17 protein-coding genes are annotated in these 15049 nt (G+C 69.8%); 10 read left to right on the top strand and 7 right to left on the bottom strand.

All coding sequences use genetic code 11. The features are described 5' to 3' along the window. Positions 1 to 180: 180 nt before the first annotated feature. Both ACT541_RS16160 and ACT541_RS16165 read right to left on the bottom strand, forming a co-directional pair. Positions 181 to 1551, bottom strand: coding sequence for a PleD family two-component system response regulator (locus ACT541_RS16160; RefSeq protein WP_476138123.1), 1371 nt, complete (start codon positions 1549 to 1551; stop codon positions 181 to 183). A gap of 15 nt (positions 1552 to 1566) precedes the next feature. After that, the gene (locus ACT541_RS16165; protein WP_476138124.1) at positions 1567 to 1938 is read right to left on the bottom strand and encodes a response regulator; all 372 of its coding nucleotides are present in this window, start codon (positions 1936 to 1938) and stop codon (positions 1567 to 1569) included. A 109-nt stretch (positions 1939 to 2047) separates the two neighbouring features. Here ACT541_RS16165 and ACT541_RS16170 point away from each other — a divergent pair, with 109 nt between their 5' ends. From ACT541_RS16170 to ACT541_RS16180, 3 genes are all read left to right on the top strand, one after another. Beyond that, the gene (locus ACT541_RS16170) at positions 2048 to 2356 is read left to right on the top strand and encodes a DUF3572 domain-containing protein (protein ID WP_476138125.1); all 309 of its coding nucleotides are present in this window, start codon (positions 2048 to 2050) and stop codon (positions 2354 to 2356) included. After that, on the top strand, positions 2353 to 3018 hold the full coding sequence (locus ACT541_RS16175) for a hypothetical protein (protein WP_476138126.1): 666 nt from the start codon (positions 2353 to 2355) through the stop codon (positions 3016 to 3018). The genes ACT541_RS16170 and ACT541_RS16175 overlap by 4 nt, the downstream gene beginning before the upstream one ends. A gap of 73 nt (positions 3019 to 3091) precedes the next feature. Then, entirely contained in the window at positions 3092 to 4456 is a 1365-nt protein-coding gene (locus ACT541_RS16180; protein ID WP_476138127.1) for a DNA polymerase IV, read from the top strand. Between the two features lie 182 nt (positions 4457 to 4638). On the opposite strand, the gene ACT541_RS16185 is transcribed toward ACT541_RS16180, so the two are convergent. Then, positions 4639 to 5478 carry a cell envelope integrity EipB family protein gene (locus ACT541_RS16185; RefSeq protein WP_476138128.1) on the bottom strand — a complete coding sequence of 280 codons (840 nt, stop codon included), beginning with the start codon at positions 5476 to 5478 and terminating at the stop codon, positions 4639 to 4641. 193 nt (positions 5479 to 5671) lie between these two features. On the opposite strand from ACT541_RS16185, the gene ACT541_RS16190 reads away from it, so the two are divergent. The 7 genes from ACT541_RS16190 to ACT541_RS16220 all read left to right on the top strand — a co-directional run bounded on the left by ACT541_RS16190 (position 5672) and on the right by ACT541_RS16220 (position 9880). Further along, positions 5672 to 6130, top strand: a complete 459-nt coding sequence (locus tag ACT541_RS16190) for a RidA family protein (protein ID WP_476138129.1) — start codon at positions 5672 to 5674, stop codon at positions 6128 to 6130. 14 nt (positions 6131 to 6144) lie between these two features. Continuing rightward, the gene (locus ACT541_RS16195) at positions 6145 to 6915 is read left to right on the top strand and encodes a glycerophosphodiester phosphodiesterase family protein (protein WP_476138130.1); all 771 of its coding nucleotides are present in this window, start codon (positions 6145 to 6147) and stop codon (positions 6913 to 6915) included. A gap of 90 nt (positions 6916 to 7005) precedes the next feature. Further along, entirely contained in the window at positions 7006 to 7272 is a 267-nt protein-coding gene (locus ACT541_RS16200) for a hypothetical protein (RefSeq protein ID WP_476138131.1), read from the top strand. A gap of 192 nt (positions 7273 to 7464) precedes the next feature. Next, positions 7465 to 7788 carry a hypothetical protein gene (locus ACT541_RS16205; protein WP_476138132.1) on the top strand — a complete coding sequence of 108 codons (324 nt, stop codon included), beginning with the start codon at positions 7465 to 7467 and terminating at the stop codon, positions 7786 to 7788. Positions 7789 to 7946: 158 nt separating this feature from the next. Beyond that, on the top strand, positions 7947 to 9116 hold the full coding sequence (locus tag ACT541_RS16210; RefSeq protein ID WP_476138209.1) for a GNAT family N-acetyltransferase: 1170 nt from the start codon (positions 7947 to 7949) through the stop codon (positions 9114 to 9116). Positions 9117 to 9170: 54 nt separating this feature from the next. Beyond that, a complete protein-coding gene (locus ACT541_RS16215; RefSeq protein ID WP_476138133.1) occupies positions 9171 to 9596 on the top strand; it encodes an HIT family protein in 426 nt (141 codons plus the stop codon). Positions 9597 to 9628: 32 nt separating this feature from the next. Beyond that, positions 9629 to 9880: a GlsB/YeaQ/YmgE family stress response membrane protein gene (locus ACT541_RS16220; RefSeq protein ID WP_476138134.1), complete on the top strand. Its 252-nt coding sequence runs from the start codon at positions 9629 to 9631 to the stop codon at positions 9878 to 9880. Positions 9881 to 9884: 4 nt separating this feature from the next. On the opposite strand, the gene ACT541_RS16225 is transcribed toward ACT541_RS16220, so the two are convergent. The 4 genes from ACT541_RS16225 to clpA all read right to left on the bottom strand — a co-directional run bounded on the left by ACT541_RS16225 (position 9885) and on the right by clpA (position 15040). Next, positions 9885 to 10253: an AzlD domain-containing protein gene (locus ACT541_RS16225; RefSeq protein WP_476138135.1), complete on the bottom strand. Its 369-nt coding sequence runs from the start codon at positions 10251 to 10253 to the stop codon at positions 9885 to 9887. Next, a complete protein-coding gene (locus ACT541_RS16230) occupies positions 10250 to 11170 on the bottom strand; it encodes an AzlC family ABC transporter permease (RefSeq protein ID WP_476138136.1) in 921 nt (306 codons plus the stop codon). Before ACT541_RS16230 ends, ACT541_RS16225 begins: the two co-directional genes overlap by 4 nt. A 365-nt stretch (positions 11171 to 11535) precedes the next feature. After that, positions 11536 to 11922, bottom strand: coding sequence for a VOC family protein (locus ACT541_RS16235; protein ID WP_476138137.1), 387 nt, complete (start codon positions 11920 to 11922; stop codon positions 11536 to 11538). Between the two features lie 664 nt (positions 11923 to 12586). Further along, positions 12587 to 15040, bottom strand: a complete 2454-nt coding sequence (gene clpA / locus ACT541_RS16240; protein ID WP_476138138.1) for an ATP-dependent Clp protease ATP-binding subunit ClpA — start codon at positions 15038 to 15040, stop codon at positions 12587 to 12589. Positions 15041 to 15049 lie beyond the last annotated feature (9 nt).

Here is a 15049-nt window from a genome sequence, read left to right on the forward strand (position 1 = left end):
CGGCGCCGATCGGGGCGGCCGACGGGCGCGGCTTTCGGGACGAAGGCCGAGGAAAACCCTAGCGAAGCTCGCCGCGACGGCAAAGCCCCACGGCCTCCCCGCTCGCCGAATTCGCGAATGTTCGTAAATCGTTGAGGTTAACGCGCGGCATGTACGGCCGAGCCGGGGCGTGCCCGCGCCTCAGGCGGCGCGCAGCACCACGCGGTTGCGACCGCCTTCCTTGGCCTCGTAGAGGCCGGCGTCGGCGCGCTTCATGATCGTCTCGACGGTGTCGTGGGCGCTCTCGAGCGCGCCGATGCCGATCGAGATGGTGCGCGGCAGCAGGCGGCCGTCGGGCAGGCGGAAGGGCTCGCCGGCGACGCGCTCGCGGATGCGCTCGCCGACCACGCGGGCCGAGGCGAGATCGGTGTCGGGCATGATCACCACGAATTCCTCGCCGCCGTAGCGACAGGCGAGATCGGCACCGCGGATCGAGCTCTCGATGCGGGTGGCGAGGTCGCGCAGCACCGCGTCGCCGGCATCGTGGCCGTAGGTGTCGTTGACCGCCTTGAAGTGATCCATGTCGGCGATCAGCACGGCGAGCTGCCGCTGGTGGCGATGGGCCTGCTCCAGCGTGTGCTCGAGATGCGTCGACATGAAGCGGCGATTGTGCAGGCCGGTCAGGCCGTCGGTGACGGCGAGTTCCATGGTCTGCTGGACGCTGTCGCGCAGGCGGTCGGTGTAGTGCTTGCGGCGGATCTGTGTGGCGACGCGGGCGAGCAGCTCCTGGCGATCGACCGGGCGGACGAGATAGTCGTTGACCCCGAGTTCCAGGCCGCGCAGCAACCGGGCGCGATCCTCGAGCTCGGCGAGGAGCAGGATCGGCAGCATGCGGGTGCGCTCGAGGCCGCGGATCTGCGAGACGAGACGCAATGCGTCGAAATTGGCGAGGCCGAGCGACACGATCACCAGATCGAAGTCGCTCTCGGCGACGCGGAACAGCGCCTGCTGCGGATCGGTCTCGATGGTCAGGCGATGGCGGCCGTTGCAGGCCGCGACGAGACGTTCGGCGCTGGAGCGGCGATCGTCGACGAGCAGGATGTTGCCCTCCGCCACCTCGGCGAGGAGGCGCGGATCGTCGGCATCGTCGAGCCCGAGACCGCGACTGCCGGGCGCACGCAGGCGCAGCTCGTCGGTCAACGCCTTGAGGCGGACGAGGCTCCTCACGCGGGTGACGAGCGCGGTGTCGGAGACCGGCTTGGTCAGGAAGTCGTCGGCGCCGGCCTCGAGCCCCTTGACCCGATCGGCGACCTGATCGAGCGCCGTCACCATGACGACCGGCACATGCATGGTGCGCGGATCGGCCTTGAGACGACGGCAGACCTCGAAACCGTCCATGCCCGGCATCATCACGTCGAGCAGCACGATGTCCGGCGGCATCTGGGCGCATTTCGCCAGCGCCTCCTCACCCGACATGGCGGTGGTGACGTCGAAATACTCGGCGGTCAGACGCGCCTCGAGCACCTTCACGTTGGCGGGAATGTCGTCGACGACGAGAACGCGACCGGTCATTTCGATCCACCGAACTTACGCATCACCGAGGTAGGATTTGACCGTCTCGAGGAACTTGGCCACCGAGATGGGCTTGGAAATGTAGGCCTCGCAGCCGCCCTGGCGGATGCGTTCCTCGTCGCCCTTCATGGCGAAGGCGGTGACCGCGATGACCGGGATCGATCGCAATTCGTCGTCCTCCTTCAACCACTTGGTCACTTCGAGGCCCGACACTTCGGGCAACTGGATGTCCATCAGGATGAGGTCGGGGCGATCGGCGCGCGCAACGTCCATCGCATCGAAACCGTTGCGCGACTGCAACGTCCGATAGCCGTGCGCCTCGAGAAGATCGTGGAAGAGCTTCATGTTGAGCTCGTTGTCCTCCACGATGAGGACGGTCTTCGCCATCACCACACCCCCGGACCTTCCGGCCCTCCATCGGCGAGATCGTCGCCGGTGCTTTTCCCTGCAAACGACGCTAGCATCGAAACCCTACCGAAGTTGTTAAGGACGGAAAATGCGATCTTCGCCAAGGTTTCCGAGTCGTGAAGGCCTGACGCCGGACAAGGCCGCCGAGATCGCCATCGCGGCACTCGGGCATCTGGCGAGCGATCCCGAGTCGATCGGCCGGTTTCTCGCGGTCAGCGGCATCGGGCCGGAGAACCTGCGTCTGGCGGCCGCCGAACCCGGCTTCCTCGCCGGTGTGCTCGCCTATTTCCTCGAGGACGAGAGCCTGCTTCTCGCCTTCTGCGAGAGCGAACGACTACGCCCGACGCTGATCGCGGCGGCGCGCCATGCCCTCGATCCGATCTCCGACCACACATGAGCGGCGTCCGCCTCCTCGGGTCGGTGGCGGATTTCCGCGCCGACGGGCGTCCCCTGATGGTGGTCGACGTCGACGAGGTGGTTCTGCGTTTCGTCGCGCCGCTCTCCGCCTACGTGGCGCGTTTCGGCTACCGGTTGGAGCCGCGCTCCTTCGCCATCACCGGCAACGTGGTGCGCGAGGGCGGCGGCCAGGCGATCGCGGGCGAGCTGGTCAAGGAACTGATCGACTGCTTCTTCCGCGACGAGGTCGAGAACCAGCCTGCGGTCGACGGCGCCCTCGCGGCGCTGGCGACGCTCGGCGCCACCTGCGACATCGTGCTCCTCACCAACGTGCCGGCGCGACAGGCCGAACGCCGGGCGGCCCACCTCTCCCGTCTCGGCCTCGGCTGCCCGATGATCGCCAACGAGGGCTCGAAGGGCGGACCGATCGCAACCCTCGCCACGGCGGCGCGGGACGTCGGCGGCGAGGCGCTGGAGGTGGTCTTCGTCGACGACGGGCCGAACCATCTGGCGGCTGCCCGCGGCGCGGTCGATCGGCTGCGGCTCGTCCACTTCGTCGCCGACCCCGCGTGGTTCGCCATGGCGCCACAGGTCGGCGGCACGTGGCTCCGGACCCGCGACTGGGCCGAAGTGACGCGCGCGATCACGGCGCTCGCGGGATGAGCCCGGCGATTGCCGCCCCGACCCGGCCCGCGTAGACTCCACGTCCCCGCTTCGGGCCTGCGGATCGACACGCGTGACGACATTCGACGATCAGGCGGGCGTCCCCCGCCCCCTCGCCTTCTGCCGCGAGTGCCTCTCGCCCGCGCGGCGGGGCGCGACGCGTTGTCCGAAGTGTGGTTCGCCGCGACTGATCGAGCACGACGAGCTGGGCGTGCTCTCGATCGCCCATGTCGACTGCGACGCCTTCTATGCCTCGATCGAGAAGCGCGACGACCCGAGCCTGCTGGACAAGCCGGTGATCGTCGGCGGCGGCAAGCGCGGCGTCGTCGCGACCGCCTGCTACATCGCCCGCATCCACGGCGTGCGCTCGGCGATGCCGATGTGGCAGGCGCTGGAGCGCTGCCCGCAGGCGGTCGTCGTCCGCCCGAACATGGAGAAATACGCCCGCGTCGGCCGCGAGGTGCGCAAACTGATGGGCGAACTGACGCCGCTGGTCGAGCCGCTGTCGATCGACGAGGCCTTCCTCGACCTCTCCGGCACCGAGCTCCTCCACCACGGTTCGCCGGCGCTGTCGCTCGCCGCCTTCGCCAAGCGGGTCGAGAAGGAGGTCGGCATCTCGCTGTCGATCGGCCTGTCGCACAACAAGTTCCTCGCCAAGATCGCCTCCGACCTCGACAAGCCGCGCGGCTTCTCGGTGATCGGGCGGGCGGAGACCGAGGCCTTCCTGGCGCCGCGGCCGGTCACCACCATCTGGGGGGTGGGCAAGGCGACGGCGGAGGCGCTGTCGGCGATGGGGCTGCACACGATCGCCGACATCCGCCGCGCCGACGAAGGCGAGCTCTTCCGCCGCTTCGGCGTGCTCGGCAAACGGCTGAAGGACCTCTCCTTCGGCCGCGACGCCCGGGTGGTCGACCCGTCGGACGAGATCAAGTCGATCTCCAACGAGATCACGCTCGACACCGACGTCGGCGACTTCGTGGCGCTGGAGAAGATCCTGTGGCGGCTCTCCGACAAGGTCGCGGGGCGGCTGAAGGCCCATGCGATCGGCGGTTTCACCGTACAGCTCCGCCTCAAGACGCCGGACTTCAAGGCGATCAGCCGCGGCCGCCGCCTCGCCGACCCGACGGCGCTCGCCGACCGGATCTTCCGCACCGGCGTCGACCTGCTGCGCAAGGAATGCGACGGGCGACGCTTCCGCCTGATCGGCATCGGCGTCTCCGACCTGACGGGGATCGAGTTCTGCGATCCGCCCGATCTCGTCGACGAGGCGGCGGGCCGGCGGGCTCGCGCGGAAGCGGCGATCGACGATCTGGCGAAGCGCTTCGGCGCCGGCGTGGTCGAGCCGGGCCTCGTCTTCGCGCCGAGACCCAAGGCGAAGCCGGCGGGCGAGGCGCCGGGCCCTGACGCCCAGCCTCGTGGCGGATCGACGAAACCCTGACGTCTCTGCCGTTCGCGGAGGCCCTTCATGCCGAGGTGCCCGACCGCAGGTCGGGCCTCGAAGCGCGAAGGGTCCGAGTGGCACGGCCCGTCGTGGCTTCGCCCTTCGAGGCCCGGCGTTGCCGGGCACCTCAGGGTGAAGCCGAACATGGAGGGCGAACGCTGGAAGGCGTTCGTTCGGTCTCAGCGGCAGGCAGCGGCGGGCAAGGCCTCGAGCGAGGTGAGCGAGCCCTTCAGGACGAAGGAGCCGTAGTCGAAGCGCATGCGGCGGGAGACGCCGTTGTCGTAGAGCAGGAAGTTCAGCCGGTAATCCGGCAGTTGCGCCGCGTCGGCCGCCTTCGACATGTCGTAGAAGGCGATGTCGATCGGCCAGCGGCGATGGCCCTTCAGGAGATCGTTCGCGGCGGCCGGTTCGTCGGCGGTGTCGTCGGCGCCGGTCTGCTCGCGGCCGATGACGATCGTCGTGCGATAGGGCTTCTCGCCGCTCTCGGTGCCGTCGTAGAGGTCGATCTCGGCGATCGTCTTGCCGGCCTTGGCGGCGTCGAGCACGGCGGCGAGGTGGTCGGTCGGAAAGCGCACGGCGGCGGGCAGCGACACGCCCTTCTCGCCCGGCTGCGCCAGCTTCACCTCGACCGCGTCACCCTTGCGCAGGGCGCGGCCCTTGGTGGTCTCGACGGGCACGCCGTCGACCCAGTTCTCGTTGACGAAGTCGTAGGACGAGCCGTTCGCGTCCTCGAAGGCGGTGGCGCGGATGTCGGTCAGCCGCGCCCGGCCCTCCGTCGGCTCGAGCCGCGTCACCATGCGGAACTTCGAGGCCCAGCCCTCGCAGGGCGAGCCGGCGAACTCGTAGACGAGGCGGCCGGAGACGGCGCCGATGGTGTCCCCCTTGCCGGCGTCGCCGAGGCTCATCTCGTAGATCGCGCGATGCGGCGAGAAGGGCGCGATGCGCGCCTCGGCGGCGAAGGCGGCGGGGGCGGAAAGACACAGGGCCACGGCGAGAGCCGGGCGGCGGAGGCACTTCATCGATCGTCCTCGTGGCAGGCGGCGCGCAGGCAGCCGGTTCGGGGGGAGCCTGCTGGCCAATCGTGGCAATTCGACGCCGAGCCCGAACCGCGCGACGCCGGGCGGCGGCCATGCCGCGAGACGATTGCGGGCGACGGCGGAATCCGCCAAGAAAGGCGCTCCCCGGCATTGCCGCCGAACTCGGAGACCGTTCATGACCATCGCCGCCCGCCTCGCCGAACTCGGTATCGACCTGCCCACCCCGGCTCTGCCTGCCGCCAACTACGTGCCCTTCGTCCAGTCGGGCAACCTGCTGTTCGTGTCGGGCCAGATCCCGATGGGCGCCAAGGGCATCGAGTTCGTCGGCAAGCTCGGCGCCGATACCGACGTCGAGACCGGCCGCGCCGCCGCCCGCCTCTGCGCGATCAACCTGATCGCCCAGGTGAAGGCCGCCACCGGCGATCTCGAGAAGCTCGTCCGCGTCGTCAAGCTGACCGGCTTCGTCAACTCCACCCTCGAGTTCGGCGATCACCCCAAGGTCGTCAACGGCGCCTCCGACCTGATGGTCGAGGTGTTCGGCGACAAGGGTCGTCATTCGCGTTCGGCGGTCGGCGTCGCCGCCCTGCCCTTCGGCGTCGCGGTCGAGATCGAAGGCATCTTCGAGATCGCCTGAGAGGGGGAAGTCCCGTGACCGAGCCCGACTTCGCCTGGCTGACGGCACGCCCGATCGCCCACCGCGGTCTGCACGACCGGGCGGCCGGCCTGATCGAGAACTCGCTCGGTGCCGCCCGCGCGGCGGTCGACCGCGGCTATGCGATCGAATGCGACGTGCTGCTCTCGGCCGACGGCGAGGTCGTGGTCTTCCACGACGACACGCTCGATCGGCTGACGGTCGAGACCGGGCCGGTCGCGGCGCGCACCATGGCGGAGCTCCGGGCCATTCGCCTGACCGGCTCCGACGACACCATCCCCTCGCTCGGCGATCTCCTTGCGGTGATCGGCGGGCGGGTCGGGCTGGTGATCGAGCTGAAGTCGACCTTCGGGGCGACGACCGAGGCGGCGCTCGCCGAGCGGGTCGCCGCCGCGCTCGCCGGTTATGCCGGTCCGGTCGTCACCAAGTCGTTCGACCCGCGCCTCATCGTCGCGGCGCGCCGCGCCATGCCGGGGCTCGCCCACGGCATCGTCGCCGAACGGGCACGCGATCCGGTCGACTACGGCGGGCAGGGGGCGGCGACGCGTTTCGCGCTGACCCATCTCCTGCATGCCCCGTGGAGCCGGCCGGACTTCGTCTCCTATTCGATCGCCGACCTGCCGGCGCCCGGCCCCTCGATCGCCCGATCGCTCTTCGGCCGGCCGGTGATCACCTGGACGGTGCGCACGGCTGCCGACGTCGCCAAGGCGGCGCGCCACGCCGACCAGATCGTCTTCGAAGGCTTCCTGCCGCCGCTCGGCGCCTGACGGGCACCAAAAACGTTTCCGTAACGGCAATCGGCGATGTTACGCTCGAATTGCACGGGCAGTCGGGATCGGCAGGGAGAGGTCGACGACATGTATCTCAAGAACGTTTCCATGGCGGCGGCCGTCGCCGCCACGCTTCTCGCCGGAGCCGTCGCGACGCCCCTGCCGGCCAGGGCCAACGACGCGGCCGCAGCCGCGGCGGTCGGTTTCGTCGGCGGCATGGTGGTCGGCGGCGCACTCGCCAATCAGAACGCCGGGCCGGCCTACTACGAGCGGCGCCACCACGTCCGCCGCTGCTGGATCGAGCGCTGGCGCGATCGTTGGGGCTATGTTCGCGAACGGCGCGTCTGCCGCTGATCGCCGGCCCCTTCCGTCCCTCGGAGGCCATCGCGACCACGTCGGCGTCCGCGTCGTCCGGAGCGAGCCTGCCGCTGCGTCCGGCGGAGCCGCGCGGGCTGCCGCATTTCCGCCGGATCGTGCGGCGATGATTCCTCCAACGCCCCGAGGCCGTCGAGGGGCCGAAGCGAATTCCCGTCGGAGTCGGAAGCCATGATCGTCAAGTCGTTCACTCTCGCGGTCGCCGTCGCCGCGGCCTTCCTCGCCACCACCGCCACGTCGGTCACGCCGGCGCGGGCGGGCGATCCCGGTGCGGCCGTCGCGGCGGGTGCCGTCGGTCTGGTCGGCGGCATGATCCTGGGCGGTGCGCTCGCCGACAGCGCCCGGGCCGAGCCGGTCGAGGAGGAGGTGATCGTCCGTCGCCCGCCGCCGCGCCGCGTCTATGTCGAGGAAGAGGTCGTCGAGCCGCGCCGCTGCTGGCGCGAGGAGTGGCACGACCGCTGGGGCGACATCCACTTCCGCCGCGTCTGCCGCTGAGGCCCGACGCCGATTTCGAGGGCCGGTTTCCGCAAGGGACCGGCCCTCTTCGTTTTGCGGGTCGGCACTGGCGCGCGGGGCGCGAAGACCCATATGTTTCGAAGGGCGGCTGACGGAGGCTCGGCGTGACGGCAGAGGACGACGGCATCGCGGTGCGCATGGTCGGATCGGTCGCCGAAATCGGCCGCGCGGCCTGGGACCGGCTGGCCGCCGCCCGCGGCGCGCTGCCCGACGGGCGGCCGGGCGATCCGTTTCTCTCCTTCGACTTCTTCCAGGCGCTCGAGGCCTCCGGCTCGGTCGGCGGCAAGAGCGGCTGGCATCCGCGCCATCTCGTCGTCGCCGACGAACACGGCCGGCCGACGGCCATCGCGCCGGCCTTCCTCAAGACCCACTCCTACGGCGAATACGTCTTCGACCACGGCTGGGCGGAGGCGTGGACACGGGCGGGCGGGCGCTATTACCCCAAGCTCCAGGTGGCGGTTCCCTTCACGCCGGTGCCGGGGCCGCGGCTCCTCGGTCTGCCCGGCGACGACATCGGCGCGCGGGTGCTGGTCGCCGGCCTCGAGGCGATGGTCGGCGAGAGCGGCCTGTCCTCGGCGCACGCGACCTTCCTCTCGCCCGACGACGTCGACGTCTTCCGCGCCGCCGGCTGGTCGCTCCGACGCGACCGGCAGTACCACTTCCCCAATCGCGGCTACCGCGACCATGCCGACTTCCTGTCGACGCTGATGGGGCGCAAGCGCAAGCAGATCCTGCGCGAGCGGCGCGAGGCGCAGGCCGGGCTCGACATCGTCGCACTGACCGGCGGCGACATCGACGATGCCCATTGGGACGCGTTCTTCGCCTTCTACATGGACACCGGCGCGCGCAAGTGGGGACGGCCCTATCTCAACCGCGCCTTCTTCTCGGCAATCGGCGAGACGATGGCCGACCGCTGCCTGCTGGTGATGGCCTTCGACGGCAGCCGACCGATCGCCGGCGCGCTGAACTTCATCGGTTCCGACGCGCTCTACGGCCGCTGGTGGGGGGCGATCGAGGAGCGGCCCTTCCTGCATTTCGAGCTCTGCTACCATCAGGCGGTCGAATGGGCGATCGACCACGGGCTCGCCCGCGTCGAAGCCGGCGCTCAGGGCGAACACAAGATCGCCCGCGGCTATCTGCCGATCGCCACCACCTCGGCCCATTTCATCGCCGATCCGGGCTTCCGCGCCGCCGTCGACCGTTTCCTCGAGCGCGAGCGGGCGGAGGCCGAGGCGATCGACGCCGAACTGGCGGCGCTGTCGCCCTATGCCGACCGGCCGACCGCGTGCGGCGCAGGATCGACTTGACCCGGAACGCCGAGCCGTCGACAGTCGCGGTCACGAACCCGAGGAGTACGCCCGATGACCGCCTACGACGACAGCAACGTCTTCGCCAAGATCCTGCGCGGGGAGATCCCTGCCCACGTGGTCTACGAGGACGCGGCGACGCTCGCCTTCATGGACGTCATGCCGGCGGTCGACGGCCACGTGCTGATCATCCCGAAGGCCAAGGCGCGCAACATTCTCGACGTCGCGCCCGCCGACCTCGCCGCCGTCGTCGAGACGACCCGCAGAATCGCGATCGCGGCGCAGAAGGCCTTCCTCGCCGACGGTATCACCATCCAGCAGTTTTCCGAGAAGGCGGGCGGGCAGGAGGTGTTCCACCTCCATTTCCACGTCATGCCGCGTCAGGCGGCCGACACGCCGCGCAAGTTGCCGCGCCCCTTCGCAGACCAGCAGATTCTCGCCGCGCACGCAGAGAAGATCCGCGCGGCGCTGGCGGGGTGATCCGCGGCCGCACACCCCACGAGGAGACGCCCATGATCGGAATCATCGTCTGGATCGTCGTCGGCGCGGTCGCCGGCTGGATCGCCGGGCTCATCGTCGCCGGCGGCGGCTTCGGCTTCATCGGCAACGCGGTGCTCGGCATCGTCGGTGCGGCGGTGGCGGGCTTCGTCCTGCCGCGCCTCGGCTTCGGCTTCGGCACCGGCATCGTCGGCGAGATCATCCGCGCCACGATCGGCTCGGTGATCATCCTCGTGCTGCTGTCGCTGGTACCGCGGCTGCGCTGAGGCCTCAGAAGCCGAGCAGCCGCCCCGCGACGAAGACCGTCTCGCCGGCCAGCACGCCGAGGCCGATCGAATCGCGCCCCAATCGGAATGCGCCGAAACCGGCGACGAGGGCGGCGAGCCGCAGGGCGAGCGTCGCCTGGGCGAGTTCGCCGCTCGGGCTCAGGATCAGCTTGGCCACGACGCCGGCGACGAGCGCCGTGGCGATCGCCTTCACCGCGGTGAAGAAGGGGCTGTCCTCGGTCAGGCGACCCGAGAAGGCGACACCGAGGAAGCGCCAGACGTCGTTCGCCGCCCAGCCGGCGATCGCCAGGAAGAGCCACTGCCACCACCAGGCATCGATCGAACGGAAGTCGAGGTCGAGCCAACCGATCATCGGGAGCCCTCCCCTCGCCCGGCGGGCGCGTCGCCTCCGGCATGCGGCTTCGATGCCGGGCCGAGATCGGCGGTGATGTCGGCGGCGGCAGCGACGACGCGGGCCTCGGCGCGACGCGCGAGGATGCGGCCACCGGCGAGCGCCAGCCCGCCGCCGACGAGGCCGGTGAGCAGGAGATCGATCGACGGGGCGATCGTCTGCATCACCGGGGTGACGAGCGCGCCGAAGACCAGCGCCAACCGATCGGTCGGCGCCTTCACCGCGGCGCGCCACAGCGACAGGGCGAAATAGAGCGGCGTCAGCAGCACCAGCGCGGCGGCGGCGAGCGGCGGAAGTTCGGCCGAGGCGATCCACGAAGTGGCGCCGACGATCATGCCGGCGCTCGTCAGGGTGATCGCGAAACCGGCGAAGAACGGCGCCCGCCCGGCGCGCGGCAGGCTCGGCAGCGTCGTCATGCCGAAGACCCAGGCGGTGATGGCGACGAAGTGCGACAGGAAGTAGAGCACCCAGCGCGGTGTCCTGTCGTCGCGCACCACCGGAATCAGCGACATGGTCATCGGCATCAGCCGCGCCGCGGAGAGCGCGACGGCGAACATGGTGGCGACGAGCGACATGCCCGAATGGATGGCGCCGACCACCACGATCGCGGACGGAAGGGCCCAGACGAAGCCGATGAGGAAGATCGTCTGCGCCAGCGTCAGCCCCGAGGCTTGCGCCAGACCGCCGAAGCCGACGAAGGCCATCATCAGGATGAAGGCCGGCAGCGAGAAGAACTGGCGCTGGCCGGCGAAGAACCAGCCCAGCGCCGAGCGTTCGACCTCGGAGGCCGGGGGCGGAACCTTGACGGTCGGGACGGTGACGGGTGCGCCGTCTTCGGATCGGGAATGCTCGGGCGATGCGGGCGGCGTCGGCGACATGGGCAGGCGGGGTCCGGCGGGCTGGCTGGGAGCGGCGAAGAGACGCGACCCTAGCATGCCGCCGCGCGCCCCGCGCGCCGTCGTCCGCCGATCCGCCGTGCAAGGTCGCCAGCCGAACGGCGGGCGGGAGGCATCGCGGGCCGCGGCGCAACCTCGCGGGTGGCGTCGGCGAGTCCGACGAACGGGGGGGGCCGGCCGTGGCGCGACCGACGCCGAAGGGAGCGGCGCCCGTCGTCCGTGATCATCTGCCCCACGGCTGGCTCGATCGTCTGCGATCGGGCGATGCGGCGGCTCGTGTGGCCGCGTGCGATCGGGCGACGCGAGGGCGGAGCGGCGGCGCGGCGCCGCCCCGCTCCGCCGTCCGTTCACTCGGGCAGATGGCAGACCGCCTCGATGTTGTGGCCGTCGGGGTCGAGCACGAAGGCGCCCCAGTAGTTCGGGTGGTAGTGCGGACGCAGACCGGGGCCGCCGTTGTCGATGCCGCCGGCGGCGAGTGCCGCGGCGTGGAAGGCCGTCACGGTGGCGCGGTCGGGCGCGGCGAACGCGACGTGGATGCAGCCGGCGATCGCGCCGCCCGAGGAGAGCCAGAAGTCCGGCTTGCCGTCGGCGCCGAAGCCGACATGGGCCGCGCCACCGGTCTCCTCGGCGCTCACCGCCATGATCACGCCGTAGCCGAGCGGCGCCAGCGCCTTTTCGTAGAAGGCGCGCGACCGCGCCAGATCCGCGACCGGGAAGCCCAGATGATCGATCATGTGTCTCTCCTCGTTTTCATTCTTTTACCAGACCTGGGCGATGCCGGGTCGGATTGCCGATGAATGACGCAACCCGACGCTCGCCCGCTCGCACGACGGGCGAGGCCGAAAGCCCGCATCGATACGTTCACGCCGACGGGTCCACACCGGGCGAGAGCGGAGCCCTCTCCCGCAGCACGTCGAGCCATGAACCGTCTGCCGCCGACCGCCGATGAACCGTCAGATGACGGCCACCTCCCGTGAACCGCGACCTACGAACACCGTTTCTTCGATGCTCCTTACTATCGAACAAAACATGAACATCGTCAAGTGCGGCCGATCGACGCCTTGGGCGAGATCGAGGCCCCGGGGACGCGCGGCGTCGAGCGGGCGATCTCCTCGGATCTCGGCCGACGAGACGCCTCGCCCGGCCGAAGAGCCCCCTCATCCGGCCCCGCGAGCCACCTTCTCCCGCGGAGGGGAGAAGGAAGAGGTGCCGACCGCGGGGCGTGCGAGCACATGGGGTAGCGGCGACGGGCAAGGACGGGGGCGGAGGATCGGCGCCTTTCGGGCCAACGGCCGCTCCGACCGCAATCGCCCTCCCCGACCGCATCGCCCGCCCACCCCGAAACGAAAACGGCCCGCCACATCGGGCGGACCGTCGTTCGTTCGTCGCGACGCCGGATCAGTGCCGGGTCGGTTCCTTCTTGACCACCGCGCGGGTCTTGGCCGGGACCGGCAGACCGGACCTCGGCTTGCGGGCCTTGGCGGTCGCCGACTTGGTCCCGGCCGCCTTGGCGGCCTTGCCACCGGCCTTGACCTCGGGCTCGGGCGCCGGAGCGGCGACGGCGGTCACCGCCGGGATCGCCTCGAGCTTCAGCTCGTCCTTGCCGTCCTCGCCGGGGCCGACGGTCACCTTGACCACGCCGCCGCGCTTCAGCTTGCCGAAGAGGACCTCGTCGGCGAGCGGCTTCTTGATGTGCTCCTGGATGACGCGGCCGAGCGGACGGGCACCCATCTGGCGGTCGTAGCCGTGGGTGGCGAGCCAGTCGGTCGACGCCTGGTCGAGCTCGAAGGTGACGTTGCGGTCGGCGAGCTGCGCCTCGAGCTGCATCACGAACTTGGAGACGACCTGACGGATCACCTCCATCGGCAGGTTCTGGAAGGTCACCACCGCGTCGAGACGGTTGCGGAACTCCGGCGTGAAGAGGCGATTGATCGCCTCGGTGTCGTCGCCCTTGCGCTCGACCCGGTTGAAGCCGATCGGCGCACGGGCGAGATCGGCGGCGCCCGCATTGGTCGTCATGATCAGAATGACGTTGCGGAAGTCGACCTTCTTGCCGTTGTGGTCGGTCAGGCTGCCGTGGTCCATGACCTGCAGCAGGATGTTGAAGAGGTCCGGGTGGGCCTTCTCGATCTCGTCGAGCAGCAGGACGCAGTGCGGATGCTGGTCGACGCCGTCGGTCAGCAGGCCGCCCTGGTCGAAGCCGACGTAGCCGGGGGGCGCGCCGATGAGGCGGCTGACCGTGTGGCGCTCCATGTACTCCGACATGTCGAAACGCAGCATCTCGACGCCGAGCAGCGTGGCGAGCTGCTTGGCGACTTCCGTCTTGCCGACGCCGGTCGGACCCGCGAAGAGGTAGGAGCCGATCGGCTTCTCCGGTTCGCGCAGGCCGGCACGGGCGAGCTTGATGGCGGAGGCCAGCGCCTCGATCGCCTTGTCCTGACCGTAGACGACGCGCTTCAGATTGGCGTCGAGATGGGCGAGCACCTCGGCATCGTCCTTGGAGACCGACTTCGGCGGGATCCGCGCCATGGTGGCGATGGTCTCTTCGATCTCCTTGACGCCGATCACCTTGCGCCGCTTGTTCTCCGGCACCAGCATCTGCGCCGCGCCGCTCTCGTCGATCACGTCGATCGCCTTGTCGGGCAGCTTGCGGTCGGAGATGTAGCGCGCCGCCAGTTCCACCGCCGCCTTGACGGCGTCGTTGGTGTAGCGGACGTGGTGATGCTCCTCGAAATAGGGCTTGAGGCCCTTGAGGATCTCGATCGCGTCGGGGACGGTCGGCTCGTTCACGTCGATCTTCTGGAAGCGGCGGACGAGCGCCCGGTCCTTCTCGAAGAACTGACGGAACTCCTTGTAGGTGGTCGAGCCGATGCAGCGCACGGTGCCCGAGGAAAGGGCAGGCTTGAGCAGATTGGAGGCATCCATCGCGCCGCCCGAGGTCGCACCGGCGCCGATCACCGTGTGGATCTCGTCGATGAACATGATGGCGCCGGGGTATTCCTCGATCTCCTTGACCACCTGCTTCAGCCGCTCCTCGAAGTCGCCGCGATAGCGGGTGCCGGCGAGCAGCGCGCCCATGTCGAGGGCGAAGACGGTGGCGCCGAGCAGCACCGCGGGGACGTCGCCCTCGACGATGCGGCGGGCCAGACCTTCGGCGATCGCCGTCTTGCCGACGCCGGGATCGCCGACATAGAGCGGATTGTTCTTGGAACGGCGGCAGAGCACCTGGATGGTGCGCGAAATTTCGGCATCGCGCCCGATCAGCGGGTCGATCTTGCCCTTCTTGGCCTTCTCGTTGAGGTTGACGCAATAGGCCTCGAGGGCGTCGGTCTTCTTCTTGGTCTCCGCGGCATTTTCGGTGGTCGACATGTCTTCCTCCGCTCCGCGAGGAGGCTTCGCCTCCGACATGCCGGCCCGCTTGGCGATGCCGTGGCTGATGTAGTTGACCGCGTCGTAGCGGGTCATGTCCTGCTCTTGCAGGAAGTAGGCCGCATGGCTCTCGCGTTCGGCGAAGATGGCGACGAGCACGTTGGCGCCCGTCACCTCCTCGCGGCCGGAGGACTGGACGTGGATCACCGCGCGCTGGATGACGCGCTGGAAGCCCGCCGTGGGCTTGGCCTCGTCGTCGCCGTCGCTGACGAGATTGTCGAGCTCGGTGTCGAGATATTCCACGAGGTTGCGCTTCAGGACGTCGAGATCGACGTTGCAGGCGCGCATGACGGCGCCGGCGTCCTGATCCTCGATCAGCGACAGCAGGAGGTGCTCGAGCGTGGCGTATTCGTGATGGCGTTCGTTGGCGAGATGGAGGGCGTTGTGAAGGGCCTTTTCCAGGCTGCGCGAGAAGGACGGCACGTGGGGAAC

Source organism: Pinisolibacter sp. DMC100 (genome assembly GCF_056313705.1).